The sequence below is a fragment of the Cloacibacillus evryensis DSM 19522 genome (assembly GCF_000585335.1).
GTDB classification, from domain to species: Bacteria; Synergistota; Synergistia; order Synergistales; family Synergistaceae; genus Cloacibacillus; species Cloacibacillus evryensis.
Genome location: NZ_KK073872.1, coordinates 1,268,809 through 1,293,182, shown reverse-complemented (window position 1 = coordinate 1,293,182; position 24,374 = coordinate 1,268,809). Strand labels below are relative to the sequence as shown.

The window sequence follows — 24,374 nt, the reverse complement described above, 5'->3', positions numbered from 1 at the left end:
GCCGAGTATTGCCCACACAGAAAACGCAGGAGAAGAAAGAGCGCAAACGTTGCTCGAATGTATCCTCACCAGAGCGAACATGGCAGAGGCGTACAAACGGGTAGTCAAAAACGGAGGTGCGTCAGGCATAGATGGAATGACAGTCCAAGCGATGTATGGACACCTGAAGGAGCACTATCCCGAACTTATCCAAAGCCTCTATGATGGAAGCTACAGGCCCCAGGCAGTAAAGAGAGTAGAAATCCCCAAAGCGGACGGAGGAAAGCGCAAGCTGGGAATCCCCACGGTCATAGACCGTATGATACAGCAAGCCATCTCCCAAGTGCTGACGCCAATATTCGAGAAGCAATTCTCCGACGGCAGCTATGGATTCCGCAAAGGGAGAAGCGCCCATCAGGCAATAGAACAGGCGAGGATATATTACGAACAGGGATACAAAGTATCAGTGGATATCGACCTGGCCAAATACTTTGACACAGTCAACCACAACCTGCTCATAAAGATGCTTCGGGAAGAGATAAAAGACGAGCGTGTAATAAGGCTCATCAGGAAATACCTCAAAAGCGGAGTAATGGAAAACGGGCTCATCAGCTCGACCACAGAAGGAACTCCGCAGGGAGGCAACCTCTCACCGCTCCTCTCCAACATCTACCTTACAAAATTTGACAAACTGCTGGAAAGCAGAGGACACAAATTTGTAAGATATGCCGACGACTGCAACATATATGTCAAAAGCGCAAGAGCCGCCCAAAGAGTAATGGGAAACTGCGTCAATTATCTTGAAGGAACGCTGAAACTCAAAGTGAACCAAAAGAAAAGTTGTATCGGAAGCCCGACAAAACTCAAATTTCTTGGTTTCTCCCTCTACCCTAGCAAAGGAGAAACGAAGATAAGGGCACACGAACAAAGCCTGAAACGGTTCAAAGACAAAATCCGAAAACTTACCGCCAGGAATCAGGGACGCTCGATAGAGACCATCATGCTAAACCTCAGGAAATACACGACGGGATGGCTGGGCTACTATGCGATAGCCGAAATGAAAAGCGCGATGTTACAGCTGACTGGATGGATAAGACGCAGGATACGGCAAATCTACTGGAAACAGTGGAAAAGGATATGGCCGAAATACAAGAACCTCAGGCAGCTGGGGATCCATCACAGGGACGCGTGGCGATGGGCAAACAGCAGGCTCGGATGCTGGCATATAGCCAGAACGTGGATACTGACCACCTCACTGACCAACAAATACCTCGCCTCGCAGGGATATGACGATATCCTGCTGCGATATGAGGCAATGCGCGCTCGTTACCGAACCGCCGTATACCGAACGGTACGTACGGTGGTGTGAGAGGACGGCCTCTCAAATAATGGGAGGCCTCCTACTCGATGTGCGCCCGACATGCACATAAACTAGGCGGTGTAAGTCCGCTACAGGCATTGCAGTGTGAACTGTTAGCCAAAGGCAAGGGTGTCCATCGTGAGGTGGAATCTGAAGGAAGCCGGAGGCAAACCCTCGGTCCGACGAACAGGAACCGCATGTGAGGCATTATGGGACGGACGAGTCTACCCCCCAAGACAAAGTCCTACACTGCACGAATCCCATGGTGTAAATGCGGCGGATATATGAGGAGAAAGTTTATGTGCTTACTCGGGGAGATCTTGCGGGGGCTTAACCTGAGTGCAATCCACCCAGAGATGGATGGATGAACCGCAAGAAGTCAGCAGAGGCCATAGTACTGGTGAGAGAAAAAAAACATCAGGAAGGGCCGAACGGTAACAAACTTCTCAGACGAAAGAAGGTCGGGCAATGCGAAGAAAGCAGAAAACTGCGCAAGCAGGCTGTTCATGCGAGGACAAGCTGGAAGCGGAAAGCACCATGAAAGCGCCGAGTATTGCCCACACAGAAAACGCAGGAGAAGAAAGAGCGCAAACGTTGCTCGAATGTATCCTCACCAGAGCGAACATGGCAGAGGCGTACAAACGGGTAGTCAAAAACGGAGGTGCGTCAGGCATAGACGGAATGACAGTCCAAGCGATGTATGGACACCTGAAGGAGCACTATCCCGAACTTATCCAAAGCCTCTATGATGGAAGCTACAGGCCCCAAGCAGTAAAGAGAGTCGAAATCCCCAAAGCGGACGGAGGAAAGCGCAAGCTGGGAATCCCCACGGTCATAGACCGTATGATACAGCAAGCCATCTCCCAAGTGCTGACGCCAATATTCGAGAAGCAATTCTCCGACGGCAGCTATGGATTCCGCAAAGGGAGAAGCGCCCATCAGGCAATAGAACAGGCGAGGATATATTACGAACAGGGATACAAAGTATCAGTGGATATCGACCTGGCCAAATACTTTGACACAGTCAACCACAACCTGCTCATAAAGATGCTTCGGGAAGAGATAAAAGACGAGCGTGTAATAAGGCTCATCAGGAAATACCTCAAAAGCGGAGTAATGGAAAACGGGCTCATCAGCTCGACCACAGAAGGAACTCCGCAGGGAGGCAACCTATCACCACTCCTCTCCAACATCTACCTTACAAAATTTGACAAACTGCTGGAAAGCAGAGGACACAAATTTGTAAGATATGCCGACGACTGCAACATATATGTCAAAAGCGCAAGAGCCGCCCAAAGAGTAATGGGAAACTGCGTCAATTATCTTGAAGGAACGCTGAAACTCAAAGTGAACCAAAAGAAAAGTTGTATCGGAAGCCCGACAAAACTCAAATTTCTTGGTTTCTCCCTCTACCCTAGCAAAGGAGAAACGAAGATAAGGGTCCACGAACAAAGCCTGAAACGGTTCAAAGACAAAATCCGAAAACTTACCGCCAGGAATCAGGGACGCTCGATAGAGACCATCATGCTAAACCTCAGGAAATACACGACGGGATGGCTGGGCTACTATGCGATAGCCGAAATGAAAAGCGCGATGTTACAGCTGACTGGATGGATAAGACGCAGGATACGGCAAATCTACTGGAAACAGTGGAAAAGGATATGGCCGAAATACAAGAACCTCAGGCAGCTGGGGATCCATCACAGGGACGCGTGGCGATGGGCAAACAGCAGGCTCGGATGCTGGCATATAGCCAGAACGTGGATACTGACCACCTCACTGACCAACAAATACCTCGCCTCGCAGGGATATGACGATATCCTGCTGCGATATGAGGCAATGCGCGCTCGTTACCGAACCGCCGTATACCGAACGGTACGTACGGTGGTGTGAGAGGACGGCCTCTCAAATAATGGGAGGCCTCCTACTCGATTTGACCTTGGTGTTGATTCTTTGACCTTATCCTCTCCCGCGGCTTGCGCCGCTGGCACTGTTTAGCGCGGAAAACCGCGCCAAACAGTGCAACACTCCTTCCGACCCGGCGCAAAAATCGTGCGCCGGCCCACCTCCCTCGGCGAGGGAGGCTTTAAAATATAAACCGCAGTTTGCCGTTCCCTCCTAATCGCGTAAATCGGCGTTTAGAAGTGCGAGTTGCTAAATAACTTTGGGCTCTGGAACCGGAGCCGTATATTAATACGGCGAGGACGCCAGAGCCCTAAGTTATGACGCAAATCGTGCTTATAAACGCCGATTTACTTATTTCCAGAGGTATTCCCCGCCCTCCTCGTCATAGTTCCAGAAATCCGCGTAGCTCAGGCGTTCCAGCGGCTTCTTCGCGTCCTTTACCTTGAGGCCGCGCTTTATGAGCTCCTGCCAGAATCCGGTGTTTGAAATATCTCCCTGAATAGTGAGATGCACAAGCCTGCCGTCGCGAATGATCGCCTTCGTATAACCGGACCGCCACTCGTTTACCACCGTTTCGTCGCCGGCTTCCGCCGAATTGGGGCCCAGAGAGAGCGTCGTCAGGCCGAAGAAATTCATCGTATTCTTCATCGCGTAGCGGTCGCTGTATTTAACGGACTCGCCGCACATGCCGCGCGCCGCCGTCTCGCCCTGCAGCGCGGCGTTCGGCCAGATGCCGGAAAGCCCCGCGACGTCGCCGGCGGCCCATATATTCTCTATGTTCGTGCGCATGCCGTCGTCGACCTTGACACACCTGTCTGTGACGACGCCGCTGCCCTCGAGGAATTCTATATTGGGGCGCACCCCCGCCGTGACGATCACAAAATCGGCCGGCAGCCGTTCACCGCTCTCAAGCAGCACCGCGCGCATGTCGCCCGCATCATCCAGTTCGGAACCGGCGGCTCTCTTCGCGAGGAAAAATTCGCAGCCCGCCTCTTCGAAAAGCCTTTGGTACGGCGCGCCGGCCACCGCGTCAAGCTGCAGCGGGCAGATACGGTCCTCCATCTCGACGACGCGGCATTTTATACCGCGTTCGCAGAGGGCGTAGGCGGCGTCAAGGCCGACGAGGCCGGACCCCACGATGACGCACTCCTTCGCGCCGAGCGCGGCGGCGTCTATCTTCTGCGCGTCCGAAAGGTCCCGCAGTCCGTAGACATTCTTCGCCTCCCGGAAGCCGGGGATCGGCGGGATAAAAAAGCGCGCGCCCGTCGTTATCAGCAGGACGTCGTAGGGCAGTTTGCCGGATCTTGCGCCGATAACGCAGTTCTCCCGCGGGCAGACCGCCGTTATCTCCTCCTCCGCGATAAAACGGATATTGTTCCTCTCGAAAAAATCCGCGCCCGCGAAATTTATCTCTTCGGCGCTCTTACGTCCGCCGAGAAAATGGTGGAGCATACAGCGGGAATGGACCTTGGCGTCCTTCGCGATGACCGTGATCCCGTCGTTCGCGCGCATTTCGCGGATCTTCTTCGCCGCGGCGATCCCCGCGGCGGAGGCTCCGATGATAAGATGTCTCATCCTACTCCACCTCCTTGAGATAGATGGCCTCTTTCGGACAGGCCCGGACGCAGCTCGGCCCCTCCTCCTTGCCGGCGCAGAAGTCGCACTTTATCACAAAAGTGCGCGTCGCGGCATCCGGCTTCGGCACGCCGTAAGGGCAGTTCATGACGCACATATAGCAGGCGCCGCATTTCGTTTCGTCATATTCGACAAGCCCCGTCTCGGGGTTCTTGCGCATCGCGCCGCTCATGCAGCTCGTGACGCACATCGGCTCGCCGCAATGACGGCAGAAAAGGGGGCGATAATGCTTCTCCCCGTCCTGCAGGATGAAATTGCGGCTCTCGTTCTCGGGGTCGTTTAAATCAAGCGAATAAATATTATCCGCGCCGTCCTTGCGGTGGGCGTTCATGCACGCAAGAGAGCAGTTCATGCAGCCGTCGCACTTATCGGCATCTATGAAAATACGTTTCATCGCCGCACACTCCCCTCTCCTCAGAGCCCCAGCGCGGCCCGCTTCTCGAGTATGATGCCCTCAAGTTTGTCCGCCGCCGAGCTAGCGTCCGGGTCAACTATCACCTGTCCTCCCGTTAGGGATTTCATCTTCTCCGTAAGCACATCCACTACAAGCTTGCTTCCCGTAATGAAGGGCGCTTCGCCAAGGTGCAGAGGCAGTCCCAGCGCAAGTCCGAAGGCGCCGTCCGCGAGCGCCTGTTCCTCAAGCCACTGCGGCGCGGAGAGCACGAGCGGCATCTGCGGCAGATCTATTCCGATCTCCGCGGCAAGCTCCGTCGCGACGATCTCCAGGCGTCCGATCGCGAGGCAGGGACCAAAATTCAACACCGGCGGGATTCCCAATTTTTTGCAGATCGCCCTGAGCTTCGGACCGGCCAGTTCGGCCGCTTCCGGCGACATCAGTCCGCAATTTTCAAGGCCGCCCGACGAACAGCCGGCCGAAAGGACGATGATGTCACGCTTGATGAGCTCCTTCGTCAGCTCTACCGTGAGTACGTCATGGCCGCCAAAGGTAAGGTTGGAACAGCCGACGACGCCGGCGACGCCCTTGATATCGCCTGATACGATCAGGTCTATCAGCGGCTTCCAGCTGCCGCCGAGGAAATCCTTGAGCGATACCTCAGAGACGCCGGTGAGCGTATCACTGTTCCCATGCTCCGGCTGCAGATTCAGGGCGACCTCGCCGCGGCGCGCTTTGTAGGAGGCGATGACGGCGTCGATGATACGGTCGCTGTCCGGCGCGCGGCTTTCAAAGACAAATGGCATATACTCCGCGTTCGACTTCTTCGCCACATCGTCAAGACATATCTGTTTGATATTGAGCATGTCGCAGATAGGCTCGATGCCAGGCAGCGTGCAGTTGAACTCCGAAAGCACCGCGTCGATCGCGCCGGTGGCCAGCACCGCCTCCGACGTATAATTATTGCCGGCGTGCCCGACAAACACCTCTTCATAATGTGCCCCGCGCAGCTGCAGATCCTGTCCCACACAGGTACAGCCGACGAGGCGGAAGCCCTTCGCCCCCACTGCCGCGGCCTTCGCCGTGACTTCGGGATCGGTGAGGCGGTCCTGAAGATAAGAGAAACAGGAATGCTGATGGCCGGTGATCATGATATTTATATAATCGGGATCAATGACGCCAAGCCCGACGGGGGCAAGGCGGATCTCCGGCTCGCCGAGCATCACGTCATTCAGAAGGTTCGTGAGCGTCAGGCCGTAAAGCCCCGTCGATATGCCGAGCTTGAGACAGGTGAGCAGCATATCGACCGGATCGGAATTAAGGTTCGTCGAGCACTTCACCACGCCCTTCACGATCTCCGCGTTCGCGCCGCCAGGGAGGATGCCAAGCTTCTCCCAGTTTGCGCGGCGCGGCGCGTATGCCAGCTTATTCACCAGCGCCATCTTTTCATATTCGGGCTTATAAAGGTCCGCGAGCACCATCTCCGCAACGGCAAGCGCCTTATCATACTTATCGGCCGCCGTAACGCCGAATAACCCGCAGAGGCGGTCAAGCGCCTTCTCTCCCTTGATCGCGCCTCCGGCAAGCGCAGTATTCTTAAGATTAAGCGCCGTATTCTCAACGATATGGATATAACAGCCCGAGCCTGCGGCAACGGCGCGCAGAAAGTTGCGTGAAACAATTACGTCCGCCGTCGCGCCGCAGATGCCTTTAGGCGCTTTCGGAGTCACGCGGCAGGGGCCGTTTGAACAAAGGCGGCAGCAGACCCCTTGCAGGCCAAAACCGCACTTTACCGACTGCCCCTCGACACGATGATGCGACGTCTCAAGCGGCAGCGAACGGATAAACGCCTCGAGCGGCTTATCCGCGCTCTTACAGGTGCTGCACCCAAAACACTGATTCATAAGAATTCCTCCCTCGCCCTATCGGCATATTTAGATAATTTTTATCCACTTTACACACAAAAAAATAGAACGCTGTTCATTACAGCATTTTTCCTATATACCATCGCTTCAGCAGCTCTTCGATCTCATTCTGGACTCCCTTGAGGCTGCTGTGGAAATGACACACGCCGCAGTGAGAGCGCCGCCACGGGCACTTGTATCCGGGGTCCATGCAGGCATTAACAAAAATATCATCGTTGATGCAGCGCATCAGGTCATAAAGAGAGAGCTCGTTGAGGTCGGCCTTCAGGCGGCACCCGCCTTCCTGACCGCGGAACACCTCCACATAACCGCAGGCGGCCAGCTTCTTTAAAATCTTATAGGCAAACTGGACGGGGACAAGCTCCAAATCACAGACCTGACGCACCGTCATACGCTCTCCGCAAGACAAAGCCCGCAAGATGCGCACCGCATAATCAGTCTCCCGCGTCATGATCATCGAAGTATCCCCCCTTTCCTTTTTTCTTCAAATCTTGTTTTTAGAATATCATATTGGATAAAAATTATCAAGTTATATTGCGCACCGTGACCATTACGTCAAATGGGCCGAGATGCATGGATGGGCCGTTGTTAGTGAACTCTATGCGGATCGGTATCATCTCTTCTAAATGAAAATCCGCAACAACACTTTTTGCCTAAACTTTGGGTATTAACTTTAAAACTCGTAATGAGACCACATACTGATGATTTTTACCGTTCTGTTCTCTTCGTTCACTTCGTATACCAGACGATGCTTGATATTGATGCGCCTGGAATAAGCTCCCCGCATACCGCCGACGAGTTTCTCATACGGCGGCGGAGACTGAAACGGGTTGATTCTGATAATATCTATCAGGGCGCGGGCTTTGAACTCCAATCCGGATGCCTTTAAATTAGGTATATCAGCCGCCGCTTTTTTCGTATAGACGATAGAATACCCTACCATGACACTTTATCTTCGGCAATACAATCTTCCAACGGAGTGTTGAGCCCCTCTACGATCTTCTCTTTCATGCCTGGGATCGATGAGAGGTACAATGTCTCCATGAGTCCATTGTAATCTTCCTCGCTGAGGATCACCGCATTTCCGTCCTTGGTGCTGATGTTGACAGGTTCGTTATATTTTATTGTCTGCTCAAGAAGCATGAAGATATTTTTTCGGAAATTTGTGATGTTGGTATTCAACATATTATCCCCCCCTTAATATTACGTACATAATAGCGTACATATAGAGGAGTGTCAACACACGGGATTTCCTTTTGCAGGAGAAGGAAATTAAGCTAGAAGTAAAAAAGCCTTTACCCCCTTGCCAAAACCTAATTTTAAATTTAGGATAATCTAACATGTAATATTTGATTTGCATAGATAATTGTGAGGTGACAGCTTTGTACATCGAGCGGGCGATCGAAAAAAGCATTATTGAAACAGATATGTCTTTTCCTGTCGTACTTCTTACCGGGGCCAGGCAGGTTGGGAAAACTACGGTTTTAAAGAAATTAGCTCAGAATAGCGGGCGAAAATATGTCACGCTTGACGACCCGGCGGCAAGAGAATTAGCCTCCCGTGAGCCGGAGCTTTTTCTTCAGAGGTATGAACCGCCTGTCTTGATCGACGAAATTCAATACGCGCCCGATTTGATGACGCATATAAAAATATATGTTGACAGCCACGGTGACGAACGGGGAATATTCTGGTTGACTGGCTCACAGGTATTCCATCTTATGCGCGGCGTCAGTGAAAGCCTTGCCGGAAGGGTGGGTATATTAAATATGGCGGGGCTTTCCAATGGAGAGATCAACGGTTCTGTTTTCTCTGAATTCACAACATCGCCGGATATTCTTATGACAAGGCTTAAAAGCGCCGTTCCGATGGATTTAATGCAGGTTTATGAGAGGATATTCAGAGGTTCGATGCCGGCGCTTTACGCGGCGGATACAGATTCGGAGAAATTTTATTATTCATACGTACAGAGCTATCTGCAAAGAGACATCAGGGATTTGACGCAGGTCGCGGATGAGAATTCCTTTTACCGTTTTCTCTGCGTAGCCGCCGCGCGCAGCGGTTGTATGCTGAATTATGAGGCGATGGCAAGGGAAGCTGACGTCTCCGCGCCTACGGCTAAAAGGTGGCTGTCGCTGCTCGTAACCTCCGGCATTGTTATCCTGATAGAGCCATATTTCAGCAATGCGCTGAAAAGAGCCGTCAAAGCCCCGCGCATGTATTTCCTTGACACCGGCCTTTGTTCGCATCTGACACGCTGGACGTCTCCGGAAAACCTTGAAGCTGGCGCGATGTCAGGTGCGATTTTTGAGACATGGGTCGTCAGCGAGATATACAAAAGCTTTATCAATACAGGCAGACGCCCGCCTCTTTTTTACTACCGGGACAGCAACAGCAGGGAGGTGGATTTGATCATAGCCAAAGACAACACTCTCTATCCGATAGAGATAAAAAAAAGCGCCCATCCAGTCAATGCGTCCAGGCACTTCAAAGCGCTGCTGCCCGAAGGGGAAGAAAAGGACTCTGATAACAGCGGTGAAATATTTGCCGTACAAAACTTCAATCTTGGCGAAGGCGCCGTGATATGCATGTCTCAAGATCTATTACCGATCAACAAACACAATTGGCTGGTCCCGGCATGGCTTATATAAAAAACCCCCGGACACGTGGCGTAGAATTACGCTCTGTGTCCGGGGTTTTTAAGTTACTGTTTCGCGAGCTCGTCCAGCCTTGCCTGGATGGTCGATATCTCGCCGTTGATGGAGGCGAGCTTCGCCTCTTCCTCGGCCTTGTCCTTGCGGAGCTTTTCGAGACGCTTGATCAGGCGGTCGGTCTCATATTTCGCGGCGGCCTTTCCCTGAAAGAGCTTAGCAGGGTCGTCGTTTGCTATGTCCCAGATAAATTCCGTTCGCCTGCCATCCGTTATCGGGCTTATCGTCGGAGAAAATATTAGGCGTACCTGTTTGACCCCTTTCAGAAGGTCCTTTCCTGTCTTTTCATCATATCTTCTGAAAAACACGAGACCTTCTTTCTCTCCCTGAAATTTGAAGTTGAACCTCTTGTCGTAATCGGCCATTTTATATTCTTTGTTGCCTATCATCAGCTTGACCATTACGTCAAATGGGCCGAGATGCATGGATGGGCCGTTGTTAGTGAACTCTATACGGATCGGTATCATCTCTTCCAGTTGAAGGGTGTTCAACAGCCTGTATTTATACTCGTCGGCCTCCTGCTGGGTCCAGAGGTTTTTCTGAGCCTCGCTCTGCACGAGGGCTTCAACATACTCCGTCGAATAATATGTCGCCCTTATCTCTAAATTAGATACCTGATCCTCCCTGTCGATCAACTTTATCTTCTTGCCCCACCTTGACAGTATCTGATCTGTGGCGGCGGCGTTTGCGACGGCAGCCAGTCCTATAAGCAGACATGCGACTGCTAAAATCATCCTTACACTTCTTTTCAAATTTATTTCCTCCTGTTTTTAAAAATATTGATGATTTATGTTTGATAAATCCGTAAAATAAAAAACAAGCTATAAATCCTGAATAATAAGGCGTAAAAAACAGAGACCCTTGCGGGTCTCTGTTTTTGGTGTTAAGTGAGTTAAATTAGAAATTGACCGTTGTACGGAACTTGACGACGTGGTTGTCTCCGTTCAGGTAATCGGCAGGGTTTGTATCACCGTAGTCGATATGGTCGTAGGTGAGCTGGAAGGCTATCGCCGGTGTGTACTGATAGTTCACACCGATCGTATAGTTCTTCGCGTCATCGAGCCAATCTTCGTCGTAATCAGCCTGAGCATACTTCAGGAATGTGCTCCACTTGTCGTTCCACTGCTGAGTGGCGCCGATCATCCAGAACGTTGATGTGCTGTCCGCGCCGACCGGCCTGTTATCGGAGATCGAGGGAACTACACCCCAGTCCATATTGTTCTGCTGATTGAGCCCCATGAAGGAGTTGTCGACCTGCTCATACTGGAGCCAGAGGCTGGTGAACTTGAGGGCTTCCTGTTTCACGTCGAGGACGGCCTTCCATGCCTTCGGGCTGTCTTCCGCGACTGCCCAGTTGTCTCCAAGCTTCTGGAAGTAATAAATACCCTTAAGCTCAATAGCCGGCGTAAACTTGAATCCGGCATAGATACCATAGTTATTTACATCCATATCAAACTCATCGGGGAGGCCGGCATCGCCTACAAACCAGTAACCGGTCGCGCCAAGCACGAACTTCTCGTTGGGCTTCCAGTTGAGGTCGAGCATGTAGTTCATATAATTGCCAGCCGCACCGTCCCATGCATAGGTGGAGTTACGACCGATAACCGCGGTGGCAGTGAAAGCGTTCCATGCTTTGTTGAGCTGGAATCCGTCTGTACGCTTGCTGCCGAAAATCGGGTTCGAATCATATTCCCAATAGAGGCCATTGTCGCCTTCAAAGTCGACAAGCCAGCGTCCAACGCGGAAGTTGATATCGTAGGGAAGCTTCGTGTCTACAAAGATACGGTCCCAACGTGTATCAGCGCCGCTGATATCACCGCGGCCCGTGCCCGCTACGTACTGTCCCATACGGAGACGCGCATAGAGCGACGTTTTGTCGTCTATCTGCTTCTGGAGCGTAAGGTTGAACCATTCCTTGTGGAATTCAGTGCTGGCGCCGTTTTCATTATACCAGTTGTTGTCGTCGCTGCTGAAGTTGGCGTCAAACTTGAAGCTTCCTGAAAGCCTCCACCCGCCGAGGTTCTTCTCAAGAATCGCGACTCTCTTGTCGAGTTTGTCGACCTTCACGCCGAGTGCGTCGAGTTCGTCTTTGAATTCCATGACGAGCTTCTTGAGGAGTTCGAGATCCTGCTTGCTGGGCCTTGTCAGCGTCGATCGCCACGAGGGCGCGCGCTACTACTGACGCCATCTCATAACGTGTCGCGGGCTGTGCACCCTTGAATGCGCCGTCAGGATATCCTGATACGATTCCGCGCGAAGCGAGAAGACCTACCGCGTCATAGGCCCAATGGCCCTGGGGTACGTCCATGAACGGGTTTGTTGCTGCGAGTGCCGGAGCGGCGAACGCTACTACGGCAACCATTGCGAGTACTGCCATAAACTTTTTCATTACTTGTACAACCCCCTTGGTTGTTTTTTAGTTTTTTGTATTACGCGGAAGCTCCGCTTTAGGGGTTGCCGGCATCCATACTCAAGTCTCCAAAGTTTCCTTGCTCTATGTTTGTCGTCAGCCTTTTCAGCCTTGCCGCCGCCTTAAAATCTGCTCTCCTTTATTGGCTGGGGGTTGGTTTTCACCTCTCTTTCTTGCCGTCCAGGGTCGTCGCAGAATTCCAAGCTATTTGGGGTCCAGATTGTCAATGTGCTTCTTTCCAGCGAACACTTTTCTCTATTCGCTTGTAAGCATTATACATACATTTTTTTATAGGGGCATGGGCCTATAGCCTCATATTAAAAGACTTTGGGCTATTTTATGTCTGTATTTTGTTATATTTTCTTGTCTCGTTACACCAGTTTTATACAAAATGGAGGATTGAAAAAATGGCACAGCTTTATCTTACACAGTCGGTTTGTGACAAGGCAAGCCCAAGAAGCAAGCGTTACGACCTGCGGGATACCTTCGTTCGCGGGCTGTTTCTCCGCGTAGAGGTCTCCGGCAGAAAGACATGGTATCTAAGTTATCGGACGCCGTCGCCTGAGAAGAGGCTCAAGAATAAAAAGATAATTTCCGCATCGCTTGTAAATCTTGCCACGGCACGCAAGATCGCCAGAGAATATTTGGCGAAATTGTATCTGGAAGGGGTAGACCCCGCCATTCTTATGAATCCTAAGAGGCCTGTTTATTCCGGCGTCACTCTGCGAGAGTTGATCGACGCGTATGAACCGTGGGTCAACTCCCACCAAAAGAGCGGCGCGGTCACGCTGAGAGCTTTGAGGCTTTTCAAAGAGTTTCTTGATCTCCCCGTCGCCTCTCTTTCAACCGGCTGTATCGAGCGCTGGCAGATGGATAATATCGGACAGATAAAACGCGCCACTATCAATCGGCGTATCGCGGCATTACAGGCGGTGACATCCTGGGGCGTAAAGCATGGCTTCCTCAAAGAGGTTCCGTTCAAGGCCCCCAAACTGCCTCAAACAGATTCCAAAGTGGTGGCACGTTTTTTAACTAAAGAGGAACGCGTAAGTTTAATGGCCGCGCTCAACGACAGGGAGCGACAGCAGGGAAAGGACTATCTGAAACCTGCCGTCGTCCTAAGTTTGAACACCGGCATCAGAAAGGGAACTCTGCTGGGACTTAAGTGGGAAGATGTTGATTTCAAGCTGCGTACTCTCAGTCTGCGCGCGGAGATCATGAAGGGTGGAAAGGACGCGATCATTCCGCTGAATAAAAAGGCTTATAAGGCGCTTGCCGATTGGCAGAAATTTTGCGGAGCCGACAGCGGCTTTATTTTTTCCGCCCCGGACGGAAGTCAGAGGAATGATATAACGCGCCCTTTCATGAGGGTGGTGGATAAGGCGGGGCTAAAAAATTTCACGTGGCACTGCCTGCGGCATGACTTCGCAAGCCAACTCGCGATCGAGGGGGTCCCGCTTCATATAATACAAAAATTATTGTGCCACGGCTCTATCGCCATGACGCAAAGGTATGCTCATCTTTCGCATAATTCTTTGGAGGAAGCGGTCAGTATGCTTCGGCACTAATTACTCATACGTCGTACATCTCAAAAGTACGTAAAAAAACACCGCAGCAGTCACGGGGAGCTGTGCATTCAAGGGTGCACAGCCCGCGACACGTTATGAGATGGCGTCAGTAGTAGCGCGCGCCCTAGTGGCGATCGACGCTGACAAGGCCAGCAAGCAGGATCTCGAACTCCTCAAGAAGCTCGTCATGGAATTCAAAGACGAACTCGACGCACTCGGCGTGAAGGTCGACAAAATTGACAAGCGCGTTGCGGTTCTTGAAGATCGTCTCGGCGGATGGAAGCTCTCCGGACAGTTCTGGTTTGACGCTAACTTCGCCGGCGGAGATCAGGCAGGAAGCGCTTACACATCGAACGGACTCGACACAGATTTTGAGAAAGACCGTTTCCGTCTGACGCTCACCAAGCAGATCAGCGACACCACCAGCTTCTATGCCCAGTTCCGCGCGGGCAGCGAAGGTTCCGGCGGTAAGAGCGGTTATGGAGATGTCGATGGATTCAATATCCGTCAGGTCTATGTCGACACAGTGCTTCCCTATGGCGTAGGTTACCGCGTCGGGCGTTTCTTCCTCGACTTTGAAGGCGACCACGATCTCTACATCGACAACGACGCCATCTACGGCGACTATCGTGTAGACGGTTTCCAGTTCACGAAGACATGGAACACCTTCTCCGCGAAGGCTGTTATTGGACGCAACACGTTCAGCGGCGCTTACAAGTCTCCTGCTTACAGAATAAACGGAGCTGGTGACGTTGTGATGAATAGTGGTAATCTTTATGATACAGCTCAGATGCACTACGCCCTTGACCTTACCTGGCAGCCCAATGAAAAGTTCTTTATTGGCGCCAACGGCGTTTGGGTTAAGGATGACAGCGACCTCGCGGCCATGGAGGATATGGATTACAACACCTACAGCGTCTATGCGTCCTATAACTTCACACCGGCCGTCGCCCTCCAGGGAACCTACTACTGGCAGGACCTCGATGAAGGGATTGCAGGTGGTTTTGAAGATAGCCCGAAGGCTTGGAGAGCAACCCTTGCTGTCAAACAGGATCTGCTTAAGTTCACAGGGCTTCGCTTTGAATATCAGCAGCAGGATAATACCTTCAACGGCGTAAGAGATCCTTACAGCTTCGGCGTCAATTCCGCAAACGCCGCTTCGATCTCCGACAATATGCCTTGGAACGACGGTACAACGAAGTTGTTCTTCATCTATGCCGACCAGAAATGGAACGACAAGTGGAGCAGCTACCTCCGTTATCAGCAGGCTGATTTCGACACGACCGGCCTTGATGACGCGAAGGGTTACGGCGCTGGCGTAACTTATCAGTACACGCCCGCCATCGCTTTCCGTCTCGCCTACGACTGCGTTGACTATGGAGATGGCAACATCTTTAATCATGGCGACGATTTCAAAGACGGCAAAGACCACGTATTCCAGTTCCGCACAGCGATCAATTTCTAATTGGACGATCTGCTGAACAAAAACAATTAACAACTCTAAAACAGAGGCCCTTTGGGCCTCTGTTTTGTTAAGAGCACAGGCTTTCTCATAACCATCGATCTATTTTTACCGGCTTTATCAAAGCAATGCAAATCAGACTGGAGGAAACTCTTTTGAGAAAAAAAATAATACCCATCCTGCTTATCACGGCGCTTTTGAGTCTGCTGGCGATACCGTTCGCCAGCGCAGACAGCTTTGGACAGATTCTCGACCGATGGACGAAATCGCGTAAGTATACGGGAGAAGACAAGCTCAGCAACCTCGAAATAAAGGCCACATACTACTCAGCCGAGTTTATAGAGGCTTATATACAGAAAGAGGCGGAAGCAAACCTCTGGACTAAGCAGGAGGCCGAGGATTATAAATATAAATTCCTCAGCGCCCTAAAATTAGACGAGATGATTCCAATTCAAATAGAATTTAATAACAATGCCGAGACAATGCATATGGGGCCATTTGACATCATGGTCAAACTGCAAATAAAAAACAAAAGTTATAAACCGGTAGACTATGACAAACGGTTAAACTTTAAATTCCAGGGCAGGAAGGAAGGTCTCGTATATTTTCCGCGTTATGACGAAAAGACAGGCAGGGACCTCTTGGAAGGGGTGAAAAACGTCACGCTGGAATTGCGCAGCGCCGTCGCTCCCACAATTACCAAAGGGCAGCCGACAAGGTTCATCTGGGATGTCTCCGACGACGCCCCGCAAAAATTATATCAAGGCACGACCGCGGCGCGTATTGAGACCGACCGCCTGATCAAGCGTCTCGAAAAGCTTCGCAAGGACAAGGCCGAGGAAGAGGCGAAGCTCGCATCCATCAACGGCGAGATCTCGACCATTCAGTCAAGGCTGGACGAGCTCGCAAAGGTCCAATGACAGAACCATAACAATATGAAAAAGAGCAGAGGCCCTCGCGAGTCTCTGCTCTTTTTATTTTAATGTATCTGAACGTTTAGAAATTGATGGTCGTGCGGAAGCGGACGACATGGTCCTTGCCGCGCGCCACTTCGGGATCACCGACGGCCCAGCCGTTGTCTCCGTGGTCGACCTGGTCGTAGGCAAGCTCAAAACCGATGGCGGGCGTGTACTGGTAACCAACGCCAAGGCCCCACTCCGTCGCGTCGTCAAGCCCCGCGGTATCGTAGCCGACGTTCGCGAAACGAATGAAGGTGCTCCACTTGTCGTTCCACTGCTGGTCGGCTTTCACAAACCACCACTTTGAGGTCCCGTAAGGGTTTGCGTATTCCATGTTTCTGCCGACATGGTCATAGGCTCCCCCGCCTATCGAATAGCGGTCGTTGTAGCCGAGGAAGGTGTTGTCCTGCTGTGAATATTCGATCCAGAGCCCGGTGAATTTGAGAAGATCCTGCTTGACGTCGAGGACGGCTTTCCACGCTTTCGGGCTGTCTTCGTACGCCGCGCCGGAGACGTCTTTGCCAAGATCCTGGAAGTAGTAGATGCCCTTCAGTTCGACCGCCGGGGTGAACTTATAACCGGCATAGAGACCGTAGTTTTTGACTCCAAGATCGCCGGCCGTGTCGGGCGTTGAATCGTCGTCGAACCAGTAGCCGGTCGCGCCCGCAAAGAACTTCTCGCCGGGCTGCCAGTTGAGGTCAAGCACATATGTCATGTGGGTACCGCTGCCGCTGTCGTTCATGCCGTCGATACCAAGATTGTCGTTGCGTCCGACGACCGCCGTCGCCCTGAAATTGCTCCACTGCTTGGTGAGGCGGAAGCCATCCGTGCGGAAGTCGCCGAAGACGGCGTCGTTGTCGGTGTAGAGGCCGTATTCTTCTTCAAAGTCCACGGTGAAGCGCCCGACGCGGAATCCGATATCGTACGGAAGCTTGGTATCTAAGAAGAGATGCGACCACATCATGTGCTGCAGGTCGCCGCGTCCGTTGACGTCATCTCCCGCGTCGTCGGCGCCAGTACGGTATTCGGCGTAGAAGTATGTGTTTTCGTCGATCTGCTTCGTCAGATAGAGACGGAACTGCTCTTTTTCAAAGTCGTTCTTTTTATTGCTTTCGTTGTAATAGTATTGCCCGTTGTCGGTGTCGTTGGCAAACTTCGCGTCGAACATAAATGTCCCGCGGATCTTCCATCCGCCGACACCGTCTTCAAGGACCGCGACTCTCTTGTCGAGTTTGTCGACTTTCACGCCGAGGGCGTCGAGTTCGTCTTTGAATTCCATGACGAGCTTCTTGAGGAGTTCAAGATCCTGCTTGCTGGCCTTGTCAGCGTCGACCGCCACGAGGGCGCGCGCTACCACAGACGCCATCTCATAACGTGTCGCGGGCTGCGCGCCTTTGAATGCACCGTCAGGATATCCCGACACGATGCCGCGCGAAGCGAGAAGGCCTACCGCGTCATAGGCCCAATGGCCCTGCGGAACATCCATAAAAGGATTTGTCGCCGCCATTGCAGGAACGGCCATTGCCATAGATGCGATCATTGCGATTACTGCAAGAATTTTTTTCATTACACTGCAACCCTCCTGGTTGTCTCTGAGTTTTCTATAGAGCGAAAGAATTTTTGTGAGGGGCTGGTCCGGGTCAAGTTCAAGATTCCAATGTTTCCTTGATTAGTTCTCAGACATCAGCCGTCATATCATTCTCCCGCCTTAAAATCCGTACACCCTTAGTGGCTCTGGCCGGTTTCACCTCTCTTTTCAGCCTTTGGAAGTTACGGGATTCTAAGCGATTGGCAGCCGCGAAATATAAATAAAGTAAAAATTTCTATTTTCAAGGTGCCGAACAACGCCGATAAATAACCTATAGTTAGTCTTTGCTAACATATGGCGGTGGTTATGTTAGCACTGTCTAACTATTTTGTCAAACCATGTAATTTGCCTTTACTATCTTTACTAATAGTAGGATAAATCGAAGAGGAAAGGTAAACTGGGATTTACGCTTTAAAAGCCTCCCTCGGCGAGGCGGCTAGGGAGCCAAATCAGAGTTTTTCTGATTTGTGCGAATCGGCTGGTAGGCACACCAGAGGTGGCAGCCGCACATTTTTTACGATTTATGCTTTTAAAGCCTCCCTCGCCGAGGGAGACTGACTATATTAAGTCAAGCCCTTAAACAAAAAAAAAGAGAAAGTATCTATAATTGTAAACAGCAGATACTATCAAAGTAATACTAAGCCTCTGTAAAGGCAATGTTTTATCTCTAGTCTGTTATTGCTCAGAGATAAAGTCACTCCATAACAGATCTGAGAAAATGTCACTATGAGCCAGGAGCTAGTGACAATGACGAAGAAGGAAGTAAGGCGCGTTGAGGTGTTGAGTATCGCATTATCAGGAGGATTGACTAACAAAGATGCGTCTGAGCTGCTCGGTGTTTGCGTCAGGCAGTTTATCAGAATCAAGAAGAAGTTTTTACAGGAAGGAGCACAAGGGTTGGTTCACGGTAATCGTGGTAGGAATCCCGTCCATGCGATTACCGATGAGATCAGAGGGGAGGTAGTGAGTCTTTTTAAGGAAAGGTATTATGACTTTAATATCTCTCATTTTACCGAACATCTTAATGAAAGGGAATGTATCAGTATCAGCCGGTCGTCGGTGTCTCGTATTCTGAAGTTGGAGGGAATAAGGAGTAAGAGGTCGGTAAATAAAAGCCCAAAGCACATCGTCCGAGGCAAAGGAAGGAATCGTCCGGCATGTTATGGCAGACAGACGCGAGCAGCCATAAGTGGTTTGGCAAAGATGGAGATAGTAGCAACCCTGCATGCTTTTATGGACGATGCCGCAGGTATTGTTACCGGTGCATTCTTCATAGAGAGTGAATGTTTTGTCGGATATGCGGAGGCTATAAAGATGGGTATAAGGGATTATGGACTGCCCCTTTATATTTACAGCGACAGGCACACGAAAATTCAAGTCTCCTAAGGAGCTGACCCTCGAAGACGAATTGAAAGGCGTATCAATTCACCTGTCGAATTTTGGCCATGCACTGAATGATTTAGGCATAAAGCAGATATTTGCCAATACGCCCCAGGCTAAAGGACGTATAGAACGGCTGTGGAATACTTTTCAGGACAGGCTTGCGGCGGAACTCAGGCTCAATGGAATCAGGAACATTGAAGAGGCTAATAGCTTCCTCCCACTCTTTCTGGATGATTACAACGCCAGATTTTCCGTTGAACCAAAAGTAGAAAACTCTGTGTATCTCAAATTCGACAAGAGAATTGATCTGGATCTGGTCTTTGTTCTGCGCTGTGAAAGAAAGATAGGCGGCGGAAACACTATATCTTACAACAGTCGGATATATATTCCGGTTGACGGCAGTATATACATGACTCCAGGAAGCACCGTTGAAGTTAGACAGACCGTTAAAGGAGAGATATACATCATGCGTAACGACAGGGCTATATTGATGAAACAGGTGGAGATGCCGAAAAAAGCGACCCATAGTGATTCAAAGAAAAAGCAGGTGTTGTGTCACCACACAAACCTGCTTCAGACCACCCCTGGCGGGGCAGATCTACAAATGTGACTACCAAGGATGATGCCATAATTCAAAGGAATAGTGACATTTTCTTTGACCATTTGGGGTGACTTTTTCTCTGGCTATTGACATGTTTTATCTCTAGTCCCGTTCTTGTTTTTTACGGCTAAGCTACTTTTGGATCATATTCTTCATTTTCTTTCAGTAAATGGAATATCAATCTTATCAGTTTTTTAGATAGGTGTCCTAAAGCCGAATTGTAGTGTTTGCCTTCCTTTATTTTTTTGTCCAAATATTGTTTGTACTTTAGATTGTTGAGAGAACATAAGCGAGCACCCTGCATGATCGCCCATCGCAGATATGCAGAGCCGCGTTTTACCATGTGGGTGTGGCTTGCCGTGAAGTTTCCTGACTGGAATGTGGATGGGTCGAGTCCCGCGAATGCCTGAAGTTTGTCTGCAGATGAGAAGAGGTTGATATCCCCTATTTCCGCTAATATCACGGAAGCTATACAAAAGCCTATTCCAGGTATAGAGGTAAGTTTTGTCCCAGATTTTTCAACCTCGTTTTTCAGTTCACCGTCTATTTTTGCAATACGTTTGTTTAGCAGGCAGATCTGCTCTATTGTATCCGACATTATGTATGACAAACGCTTTATTGGCCGTGGCGATGGATTCTTTCGCCATTGCTTTAACCTGTTCAGCCGTTTCTTTTCCATACCTTCCACGAGAGCTGCTTGAGAGGGTATCTGTGAGCTGGGAGATATTACAAATAGAAATATATGATGCACCGGGAAGTTCTTTTAACATAGCCATGACGGAGGAGGAAGTGGGGTTTAAGCCTAGAGAACCAAGTTCTGGGAATAAGAGGTCGACATAGCGTGACATGTCAGCTTTGAGCTTGCTGCGCTGTTTTACGAGACTAAAACGATACCTGCATAGTGTTTTCATTTCCTGATTGTGGTAAGATGAAGTTGCAGGGTTTGCGGCCGTCGATATCAAAAGCTCAGCGATGAGCATGGCATCAGCCTTATCGGTTTTTGTCTTGCGCAGGGAACGTGATTTACGATATTGATTTACCAGAAAAGGATTGAATATTGTGGTATCAATACCGTTAGAGTTTAGAAAAGCCACTATGTTGTGAGCGTAGTGTCCGGTAGCTTCAAGCCCTGCTTTCACTTCTCCATGATTGAAATCACCGCCACAAGCCTCTTTGATGGCATTAATTAGCAGAGCAAAGCCTTGAGAGTTGTTTTTCAAAGAGAAGCAAGGACGAAGGCAAGTAGCGTGATCGCTGAGAATAACACAGTCGTGCTTATTCTTAGCGATGTCGATGCCGACATAGATCATAATAAAACCATCTTTCTCAATTAAGATACGCTGTAACCCACGGTCTTTTTGCATATGGAACCTCGATAGATATAAACTGTCGCGCAGTATCTGACTCATCACCATTCAAGCAAAAAGCCGTGGCCGGATCCTCCCTCAAACCGTCGTGCGGTACGTGGCACAACCGGTCCACAGCGTTAGTCGTTTATTGTACAGGATTGCTCTTGAGTTTTCCCTGTCCTTCAACGACTGCACTTATTATACGAGGTGGCATGACGCGGTGTTTTTCCGCGTCATGACGGAAGGAGTGTTGCTCCGTTTGGCGCGCGGTTTTCGCGCCGAACGGAGCCCGCGGCGACAGCCGCGGAAGAAGCGGAAGATGATAAGATCAAGAGCAAAGCACAACCCAAGGTCAAAACTCCTTCCGGCCCTTCGGGCCACCTCCCTCGGCGAGGGAGGCAAGGGCAAAATCTAAACCAAAATCGTTGAATATCGACAAACGGCTTTTTGTGGATGCCCGCTAAATCGCTGTTTACCGTTCACTTTCAATTTGGCAAATCGCTGTTCACGCATTCGCCCTGATTTGTTTGTTTTTGATCTTTAAGTGTTTTTTATACGGGCACGGTTTGTAAGTTATCGGGACGGATAACGCGTTTAGTCCGTCACGCCGACTACGACGCAGCGGATATCGCCCGAAGCGTCTTTTATCGCTCTCAGGCTTTTTGTGTGGGTGTAGGCGGCGTTTTTGTTTTCATTTGGGGTAACGGCGACCTTTTGTATGTAGGCTCTCTCAATGGAACCGTCCGGCAATTCAACGGGCGGGATGCGCGGGATACGCAGTTTGTCGGCGGAGGCAGCGAATTTGTCGGTGTAGTGAAGGTCTATTGTTTGGCAGGAGAATCCGCAGCTGCGGTATTCCTCGGTCATTATCTGAAAAAATCCAGGGGAAAGTTCTATCGTGGGATCGTCCTGCGGTTCGGCTGAAAGGGCGAAGGTATTTTCTTTGGCGAGGTCTTTTATGCTGACTCGAAACCACTCTTCGGCCAGCGCCGAGGCTTGGGCGGCGGCGTTTTCGATTCTCAGCCGCCCGGCGGCGGCAGTGTCTTCGTCGAACATCGCCCTCGCGGTCTGGAGGGCGAGCGCCGCGAAGGTCAGGAGCACGCCGCCTAATATGAGTACCGTGACGATCACGAAACCGCGGTCTCTGCCTGAAGTATTTTTAGCTCCCGCTGATCGCCGGCATGACGGGAAGGGGTTCACGCGCGTATCTTTTTCAGCGCCTCTTCCGCGGCTTTGAATTCGGCCTCTTTGGTCGACGCGCCCCAGGCTTCGGCCAGTATTTTGTTTCCCATAGCGAGCCTTACTTTGAAGTTTAACGCGTGTTCCGGCCCGGTGCGTTCCATCGTCTCGTAGCATGGCACATCCATCCCCTGCCGCTGGAAGTATTCCTGCAGCTCGGTCTTGGGGTCTTTTATGACCGCCGCCCCCGATATCTCGGGCTTGGTGTCAAGAAAGTTCGAGACCGCTTCGACCGCATTCGGGAACCCGCCGTCAAGGAATATCGCGCCGAAGAGCGCCTCCACGCAGTCGGCGGCGACGGAGTCGGTCGGTCCTGATTTCACCAGGCTTTTGCCTATTCTGATGAGGTTTTTGAGCCCCATCTCAGAGGCCCAGAGGCTCAGGCTGTTTTTGCAGACTATCCTGGCGCGGAGCCTGGTGAGCTGGCCCTCGTCGTAGTCCGGGTATGAGGAGAAAAGTTTGTCGGAGGTGACGAGTTCCAGAACGGCGTCGCCCAGAAATTCCAGCCGTTCATTGAATTTCACGCCGTTCTCATTGGCGTATGACGAGTGGGTCAGCGCCTCCTGGAGAAGTTCCGTGTCATTGAATTGGTAGCGCAGTTTTTTTTGAAAGGCGCGAAGAAGTTCTTCGCGCCCTTTGTCCGTCTTCATTATCAGTCTTTGCAGCTCTGGATGGCAAGTACGCCGTTGTGTCCGCCGAAGCCGAAGTTATTTATGATGGCCCGGTCGACCTTTGCCTTTACCGCCTTATTGGGGACGGTGTTAAGGCCGCATTCGGGATCGGGAGTTATCTGGTTTATCGTCGGGTGCACGATCCCCTTTTCAACGGCGAGAAGCGTCGCGATCGTCTCGATCGCTCCCGCGGCGCCGAGGGCGTGCCCCACCATCGATTTGGTGGAATGCACGAGGACTTTTTTCGCCGCCTCTTCGCCCATCAGGCGCTTTATCGCCATCGTTTCCATTTTATCGTTGAGCGGCGTCGATGTGCCGTGCGCGTTTATGAGGTCGATTTCCTCGGGCTGCCAGCCGGCCTTTTTGACGGCCATCGCCATCGCGCGGCAGGCCCCGTCGCCGTCCGGATCGGGAGCTGTGATATGGTGCGCGTCGCATGAGAGGCCGTAGCCTACGACCTCGGCGTATATGTGCGCGCCGCGGGCTTTGGCGTGCCCGTATTCTTCGAATACCAGTATTCCCGCGCCCTCGCCGATCACAAAGCCGTCGCGCCCGGAGTCGAAGGGACGCGAGGCGTGTTTAGGGTCGTCGTTCCTGTTTGAGAGCGCCTTGAGCGAGGCGAATCCGGCCGTGGCAAGCGGCGACACGGCGGCTTCCGCGCCTCCGGTGAGCATTACGTCCGCGTCTCCGCGCACTATGCAGTTGTATGCCTCGCCCATGCTGTTTATCGAACTCGCGCAGGCGGTCACGACGGCCATGTTCGGCCCCTTCGCGCCGACGCGGATAGCTATGTAGGCGGCGGGCATGTTAGTGATCATCATCGGCACCATGAACGGGCTGATCCTGTTGGGGCCTTTTTCATAGAGGACCAGCGCGTTGTCTTCAAGCGTGTGGATGCCGCCCTCTCCGCTTCCTACGTAAACGCCGAACATGTTGCTGTCAAGTTTTTCTATGTCAAGCGCCGCGTCTTTTACCGCCAGGTCCGCGGCAGCGGCCGCGAAGTGTATGACGCGGTCTGTGCGGCGCGCCTCTTTTTTATCAAGCCAGTTTTCAGGATTGAAATTTTTTACTTCGGCGGCGATTTTTGTGGTGTGCTGGGCTGTATCGAATTGTGTGATGAAATCCGCGCCGTTTTCCCCGCGCTCAAGGGCGTTCCAGAATTCTTCTTTCCCGATTCCGATTGGGGTAACAGCACCGCAACCTGTGATTACCACTCTTCTGTTGTTCATTGGCGTCAT

The 24,374-nt window shown here is 51.3% G+C and carries 23 protein-coding genes and 1 pseudogene; 9 read left to right on the top strand and 15 right to left on the bottom strand.

Translation table 11 applies throughout. From position 1 onward, the window contains the following. A partial coding sequence (gene ltrA, locus CLOEV_RS05730) for a group II intron reverse transcriptase/maturase (RefSeq protein ID WP_084482195.1) occupies positions 1-1,348 on the top strand: 1,348 nt, incomplete at its 5' end. 459 nt (positions 1,349-1,807) lie between these two features. Next, positions 1,808-3,232: a group II intron reverse transcriptase/maturase gene (gene ltrA, locus CLOEV_RS05725; RefSeq protein WP_034442464.1), complete on the top strand. Its 1,425-nt coding sequence runs from the start codon at positions 1,808-1,810 to the stop codon at positions 3,230-3,232. Positions 3,233-3,595: 363 nt separating this feature from the next. Here ltrA (CLOEV_RS05725) and CLOEV_RS05720 read toward each other — a convergent pair whose 3' ends face one another. The 6 genes from CLOEV_RS05720 to CLOEV_RS05695 all read right to left on the bottom strand — a co-directional run bounded on the left by CLOEV_RS05720 (position 3,596) and on the right by CLOEV_RS05695 (position 8,383). After that, the gene (locus CLOEV_RS05720) at positions 3,596-4,819 is read right to left on the bottom strand and encodes an NAD(P)/FAD-dependent oxidoreductase (RefSeq protein WP_034442462.1); all 1,224 of its coding nucleotides are present in this window, start codon (positions 4,817-4,819) and stop codon (positions 3,596-3,598) included. Position 4,820: 1 nt separating this feature from the next. Then, positions 4,821-5,273: a 4Fe-4S dicluster domain-containing protein gene (locus CLOEV_RS05715; protein WP_008709801.1), complete on the bottom strand. Its 453-nt coding sequence runs from the start codon at positions 5,271-5,273 to the stop codon at positions 4,821-4,823. 20 nt (positions 5,274-5,293) lie between these two features. Then, positions 5,294-7,177 carry an anaerobic carbon-monoxide dehydrogenase catalytic subunit gene (cooS, locus tag CLOEV_RS05710; protein ID WP_034442460.1) on the bottom strand — a complete coding sequence of 628 codons (1,884 nt, stop codon included), beginning with the start codon at positions 7,175-7,177 and terminating at the stop codon, positions 5,294-5,296. A gap of 79 nt (positions 7,178-7,256) precedes the next feature. Next, positions 7,257-7,655, bottom strand: coding sequence for an RrF2 family transcriptional regulator (locus CLOEV_RS05705; RefSeq protein ID WP_034442457.1), 399 nt, complete (start codon positions 7,653-7,655; stop codon positions 7,257-7,259). 216 nt (positions 7,656-7,871) lie between these two features. Beyond that, positions 7,872-8,141, bottom strand: a complete 270-nt coding sequence (locus CLOEV_RS05700; protein ID WP_034442454.1) for a Txe/YoeB family addiction module toxin — start codon at positions 8,139-8,141, stop codon at positions 7,872-7,874. Beyond that, positions 8,135-8,383: a type II toxin-antitoxin system Phd/YefM family antitoxin gene (locus CLOEV_RS05695; protein ID WP_008709813.1), complete on the bottom strand. Its 249-nt coding sequence runs from the start codon at positions 8,381-8,383 to the stop codon at positions 8,135-8,137. Before CLOEV_RS05695 ends, CLOEV_RS05700 begins: the two co-directional genes overlap by 7 nt. A 242-nt stretch (positions 8,384-8,625) precedes the next feature. On the opposite strand from CLOEV_RS05695, the pseudogene CLOEV_RS17315 reads away from it, so the two are divergent. Beyond that, positions 8,626-8,979 (top strand): annotated as a pseudogene (locus CLOEV_RS17315) (ATP-binding protein); the annotation flags it as partial. Positions 8,980-9,036: 57 nt separating this feature from the next. Then, complete coding sequence (locus tag CLOEV_RS17310; RefSeq protein WP_245591155.1) at positions 9,037-9,846, top strand: ATP-binding protein; 810 nt, start codon at positions 9,037-9,039, stop codon at positions 9,844-9,846. Between the two features lie 53 nt (positions 9,847-9,899). On the opposite strand, the gene CLOEV_RS05685 is transcribed toward CLOEV_RS17310, so the two are convergent. The 3 genes from CLOEV_RS05685 to CLOEV_RS17465 form a co-directional block, all read right to left on the bottom strand. Beyond that, a complete protein-coding gene (locus CLOEV_RS05685; RefSeq protein ID WP_008709815.1) occupies positions 9,900-10,658 on the bottom strand; it encodes a hypothetical protein in 759 nt (252 codons plus the stop codon). Positions 10,659-10,803: 145 nt separating this feature from the next. Beyond that, a complete protein-coding gene (locus CLOEV_RS05680) occupies positions 10,804-12,006 on the bottom strand; it encodes a porin family protein (RefSeq protein ID WP_051484918.1) in 1,203 nt (400 codons plus the stop codon). After that, positions 11,933-12,214 carry an S-layer homology domain-containing protein gene (locus CLOEV_RS17465; protein WP_342667590.1) on the bottom strand — a complete coding sequence of 94 codons (282 nt, stop codon included), beginning with the start codon at positions 12,212-12,214 and terminating at the stop codon, positions 11,933-11,935. The genes CLOEV_RS05680 and CLOEV_RS17465 overlap by 74 nt, the downstream gene beginning before the upstream one ends. Before the next feature lie 509 nt (positions 12,215-12,723). Between CLOEV_RS17465 and CLOEV_RS05675 the strand changes: the two genes are divergently transcribed. From CLOEV_RS05675 to CLOEV_RS05665, 3 genes are all read left to right on the top strand, one after another. Beyond that, the gene (locus CLOEV_RS05675) at positions 12,724-13,884 is read left to right on the top strand and encodes a site-specific integrase (protein ID WP_008709817.1); all 1,161 of its coding nucleotides are present in this window, start codon (positions 12,724-12,726) and stop codon (positions 13,882-13,884) included. 100 nt (positions 13,885-13,984) lie between these two features. Beyond that, positions 13,985-15,349: a porin family protein gene (locus CLOEV_RS05670; protein WP_008709819.1), complete on the top strand. Its 1,365-nt coding sequence runs from the start codon at positions 13,985-13,987 to the stop codon at positions 15,347-15,349. A 152-nt stretch (positions 15,350-15,501) separates the two neighbouring features. Beyond that, on the top strand, positions 15,502-16,266 hold the full coding sequence (locus tag CLOEV_RS05665) for a hypothetical protein (protein ID WP_034442451.1): 765 nt from the start codon (positions 15,502-15,504) through the stop codon (positions 16,264-16,266). Between the two features lie 76 nt (positions 16,267-16,342). On the opposite strand, the gene CLOEV_RS05660 is transcribed toward CLOEV_RS05665, so the two are convergent. Beyond that, positions 16,343-17,872, bottom strand: a complete 1,530-nt coding sequence (locus CLOEV_RS05660) for an S-layer homology domain-containing protein (RefSeq protein WP_034442448.1) — start codon at positions 17,870-17,872, stop codon at positions 16,343-16,345. 768 nt (positions 17,873-18,640) lie between these two features. Between CLOEV_RS05660 and CLOEV_RS15880 the strand changes: the two genes are divergently transcribed. Together CLOEV_RS15880 and CLOEV_RS15875 are read left to right on the top strand one after the other, a co-directional pair. Then, positions 18,641-19,279 carry a helix-turn-helix domain-containing protein gene (locus CLOEV_RS15880; protein WP_051484917.1) on the top strand — a complete coding sequence of 213 codons (639 nt, stop codon included), beginning with the start codon at positions 18,641-18,643 and terminating at the stop codon, positions 19,277-19,279. After that, on the top strand, positions 19,224-19,886 hold the full coding sequence (locus tag CLOEV_RS15875) for a hypothetical protein (protein ID WP_156938370.1): 663 nt from the start codon (positions 19,224-19,226) through the stop codon (positions 19,884-19,886). The genes CLOEV_RS15880 and CLOEV_RS15875 overlap by 56 nt, the downstream gene beginning before the upstream one ends. A 118-nt stretch (positions 19,887-20,004) precedes the next feature. Here CLOEV_RS15875 and CLOEV_RS16410 read toward each other — a convergent pair whose 3' ends face one another. The 5 genes from CLOEV_RS16410 to fabF form a co-directional block, all read right to left on the bottom strand. Continuing rightward, positions 20,005-20,475 carry a transposase gene (locus CLOEV_RS16410; protein WP_169732200.1) on the bottom strand — a complete coding sequence of 157 codons (471 nt, stop codon included), beginning with the start codon at positions 20,473-20,475 and terminating at the stop codon, positions 20,005-20,007. Further along, positions 20,414-21,241, bottom strand: coding sequence for an IS110 family transposase (locus tag CLOEV_RS05650; RefSeq protein WP_169732199.1), 828 nt, complete (start codon positions 21,239-21,241; stop codon positions 20,414-20,416). Before CLOEV_RS05650 ends, CLOEV_RS16410 begins: the two co-directional genes overlap by 62 nt. Before the next feature lie 579 nt (positions 21,242-21,820). Next, positions 21,821-22,357: a hypothetical protein gene (locus tag CLOEV_RS05645; RefSeq protein WP_034442445.1), complete on the bottom strand. Its 537-nt coding sequence runs from the start codon at positions 22,355-22,357 to the stop codon at positions 21,821-21,823. A 65-nt stretch (positions 22,358-22,422) separates the two neighbouring features. After that, the gene (rnc, locus tag CLOEV_RS05640; protein WP_008711269.1) at positions 22,423-23,115 is read right to left on the bottom strand and encodes a ribonuclease III; all 693 of its coding nucleotides are present in this window, start codon (positions 23,113-23,115) and stop codon (positions 22,423-22,425) included. 2 nt (positions 23,116-23,117) lie between these two features. Beyond that, positions 23,118-24,374, bottom strand: a complete 1,257-nt coding sequence (gene fabF, locus CLOEV_RS05635; protein WP_008711267.1) for a beta-ketoacyl-ACP synthase II — start codon at positions 24,372-24,374, stop codon at positions 23,118-23,120.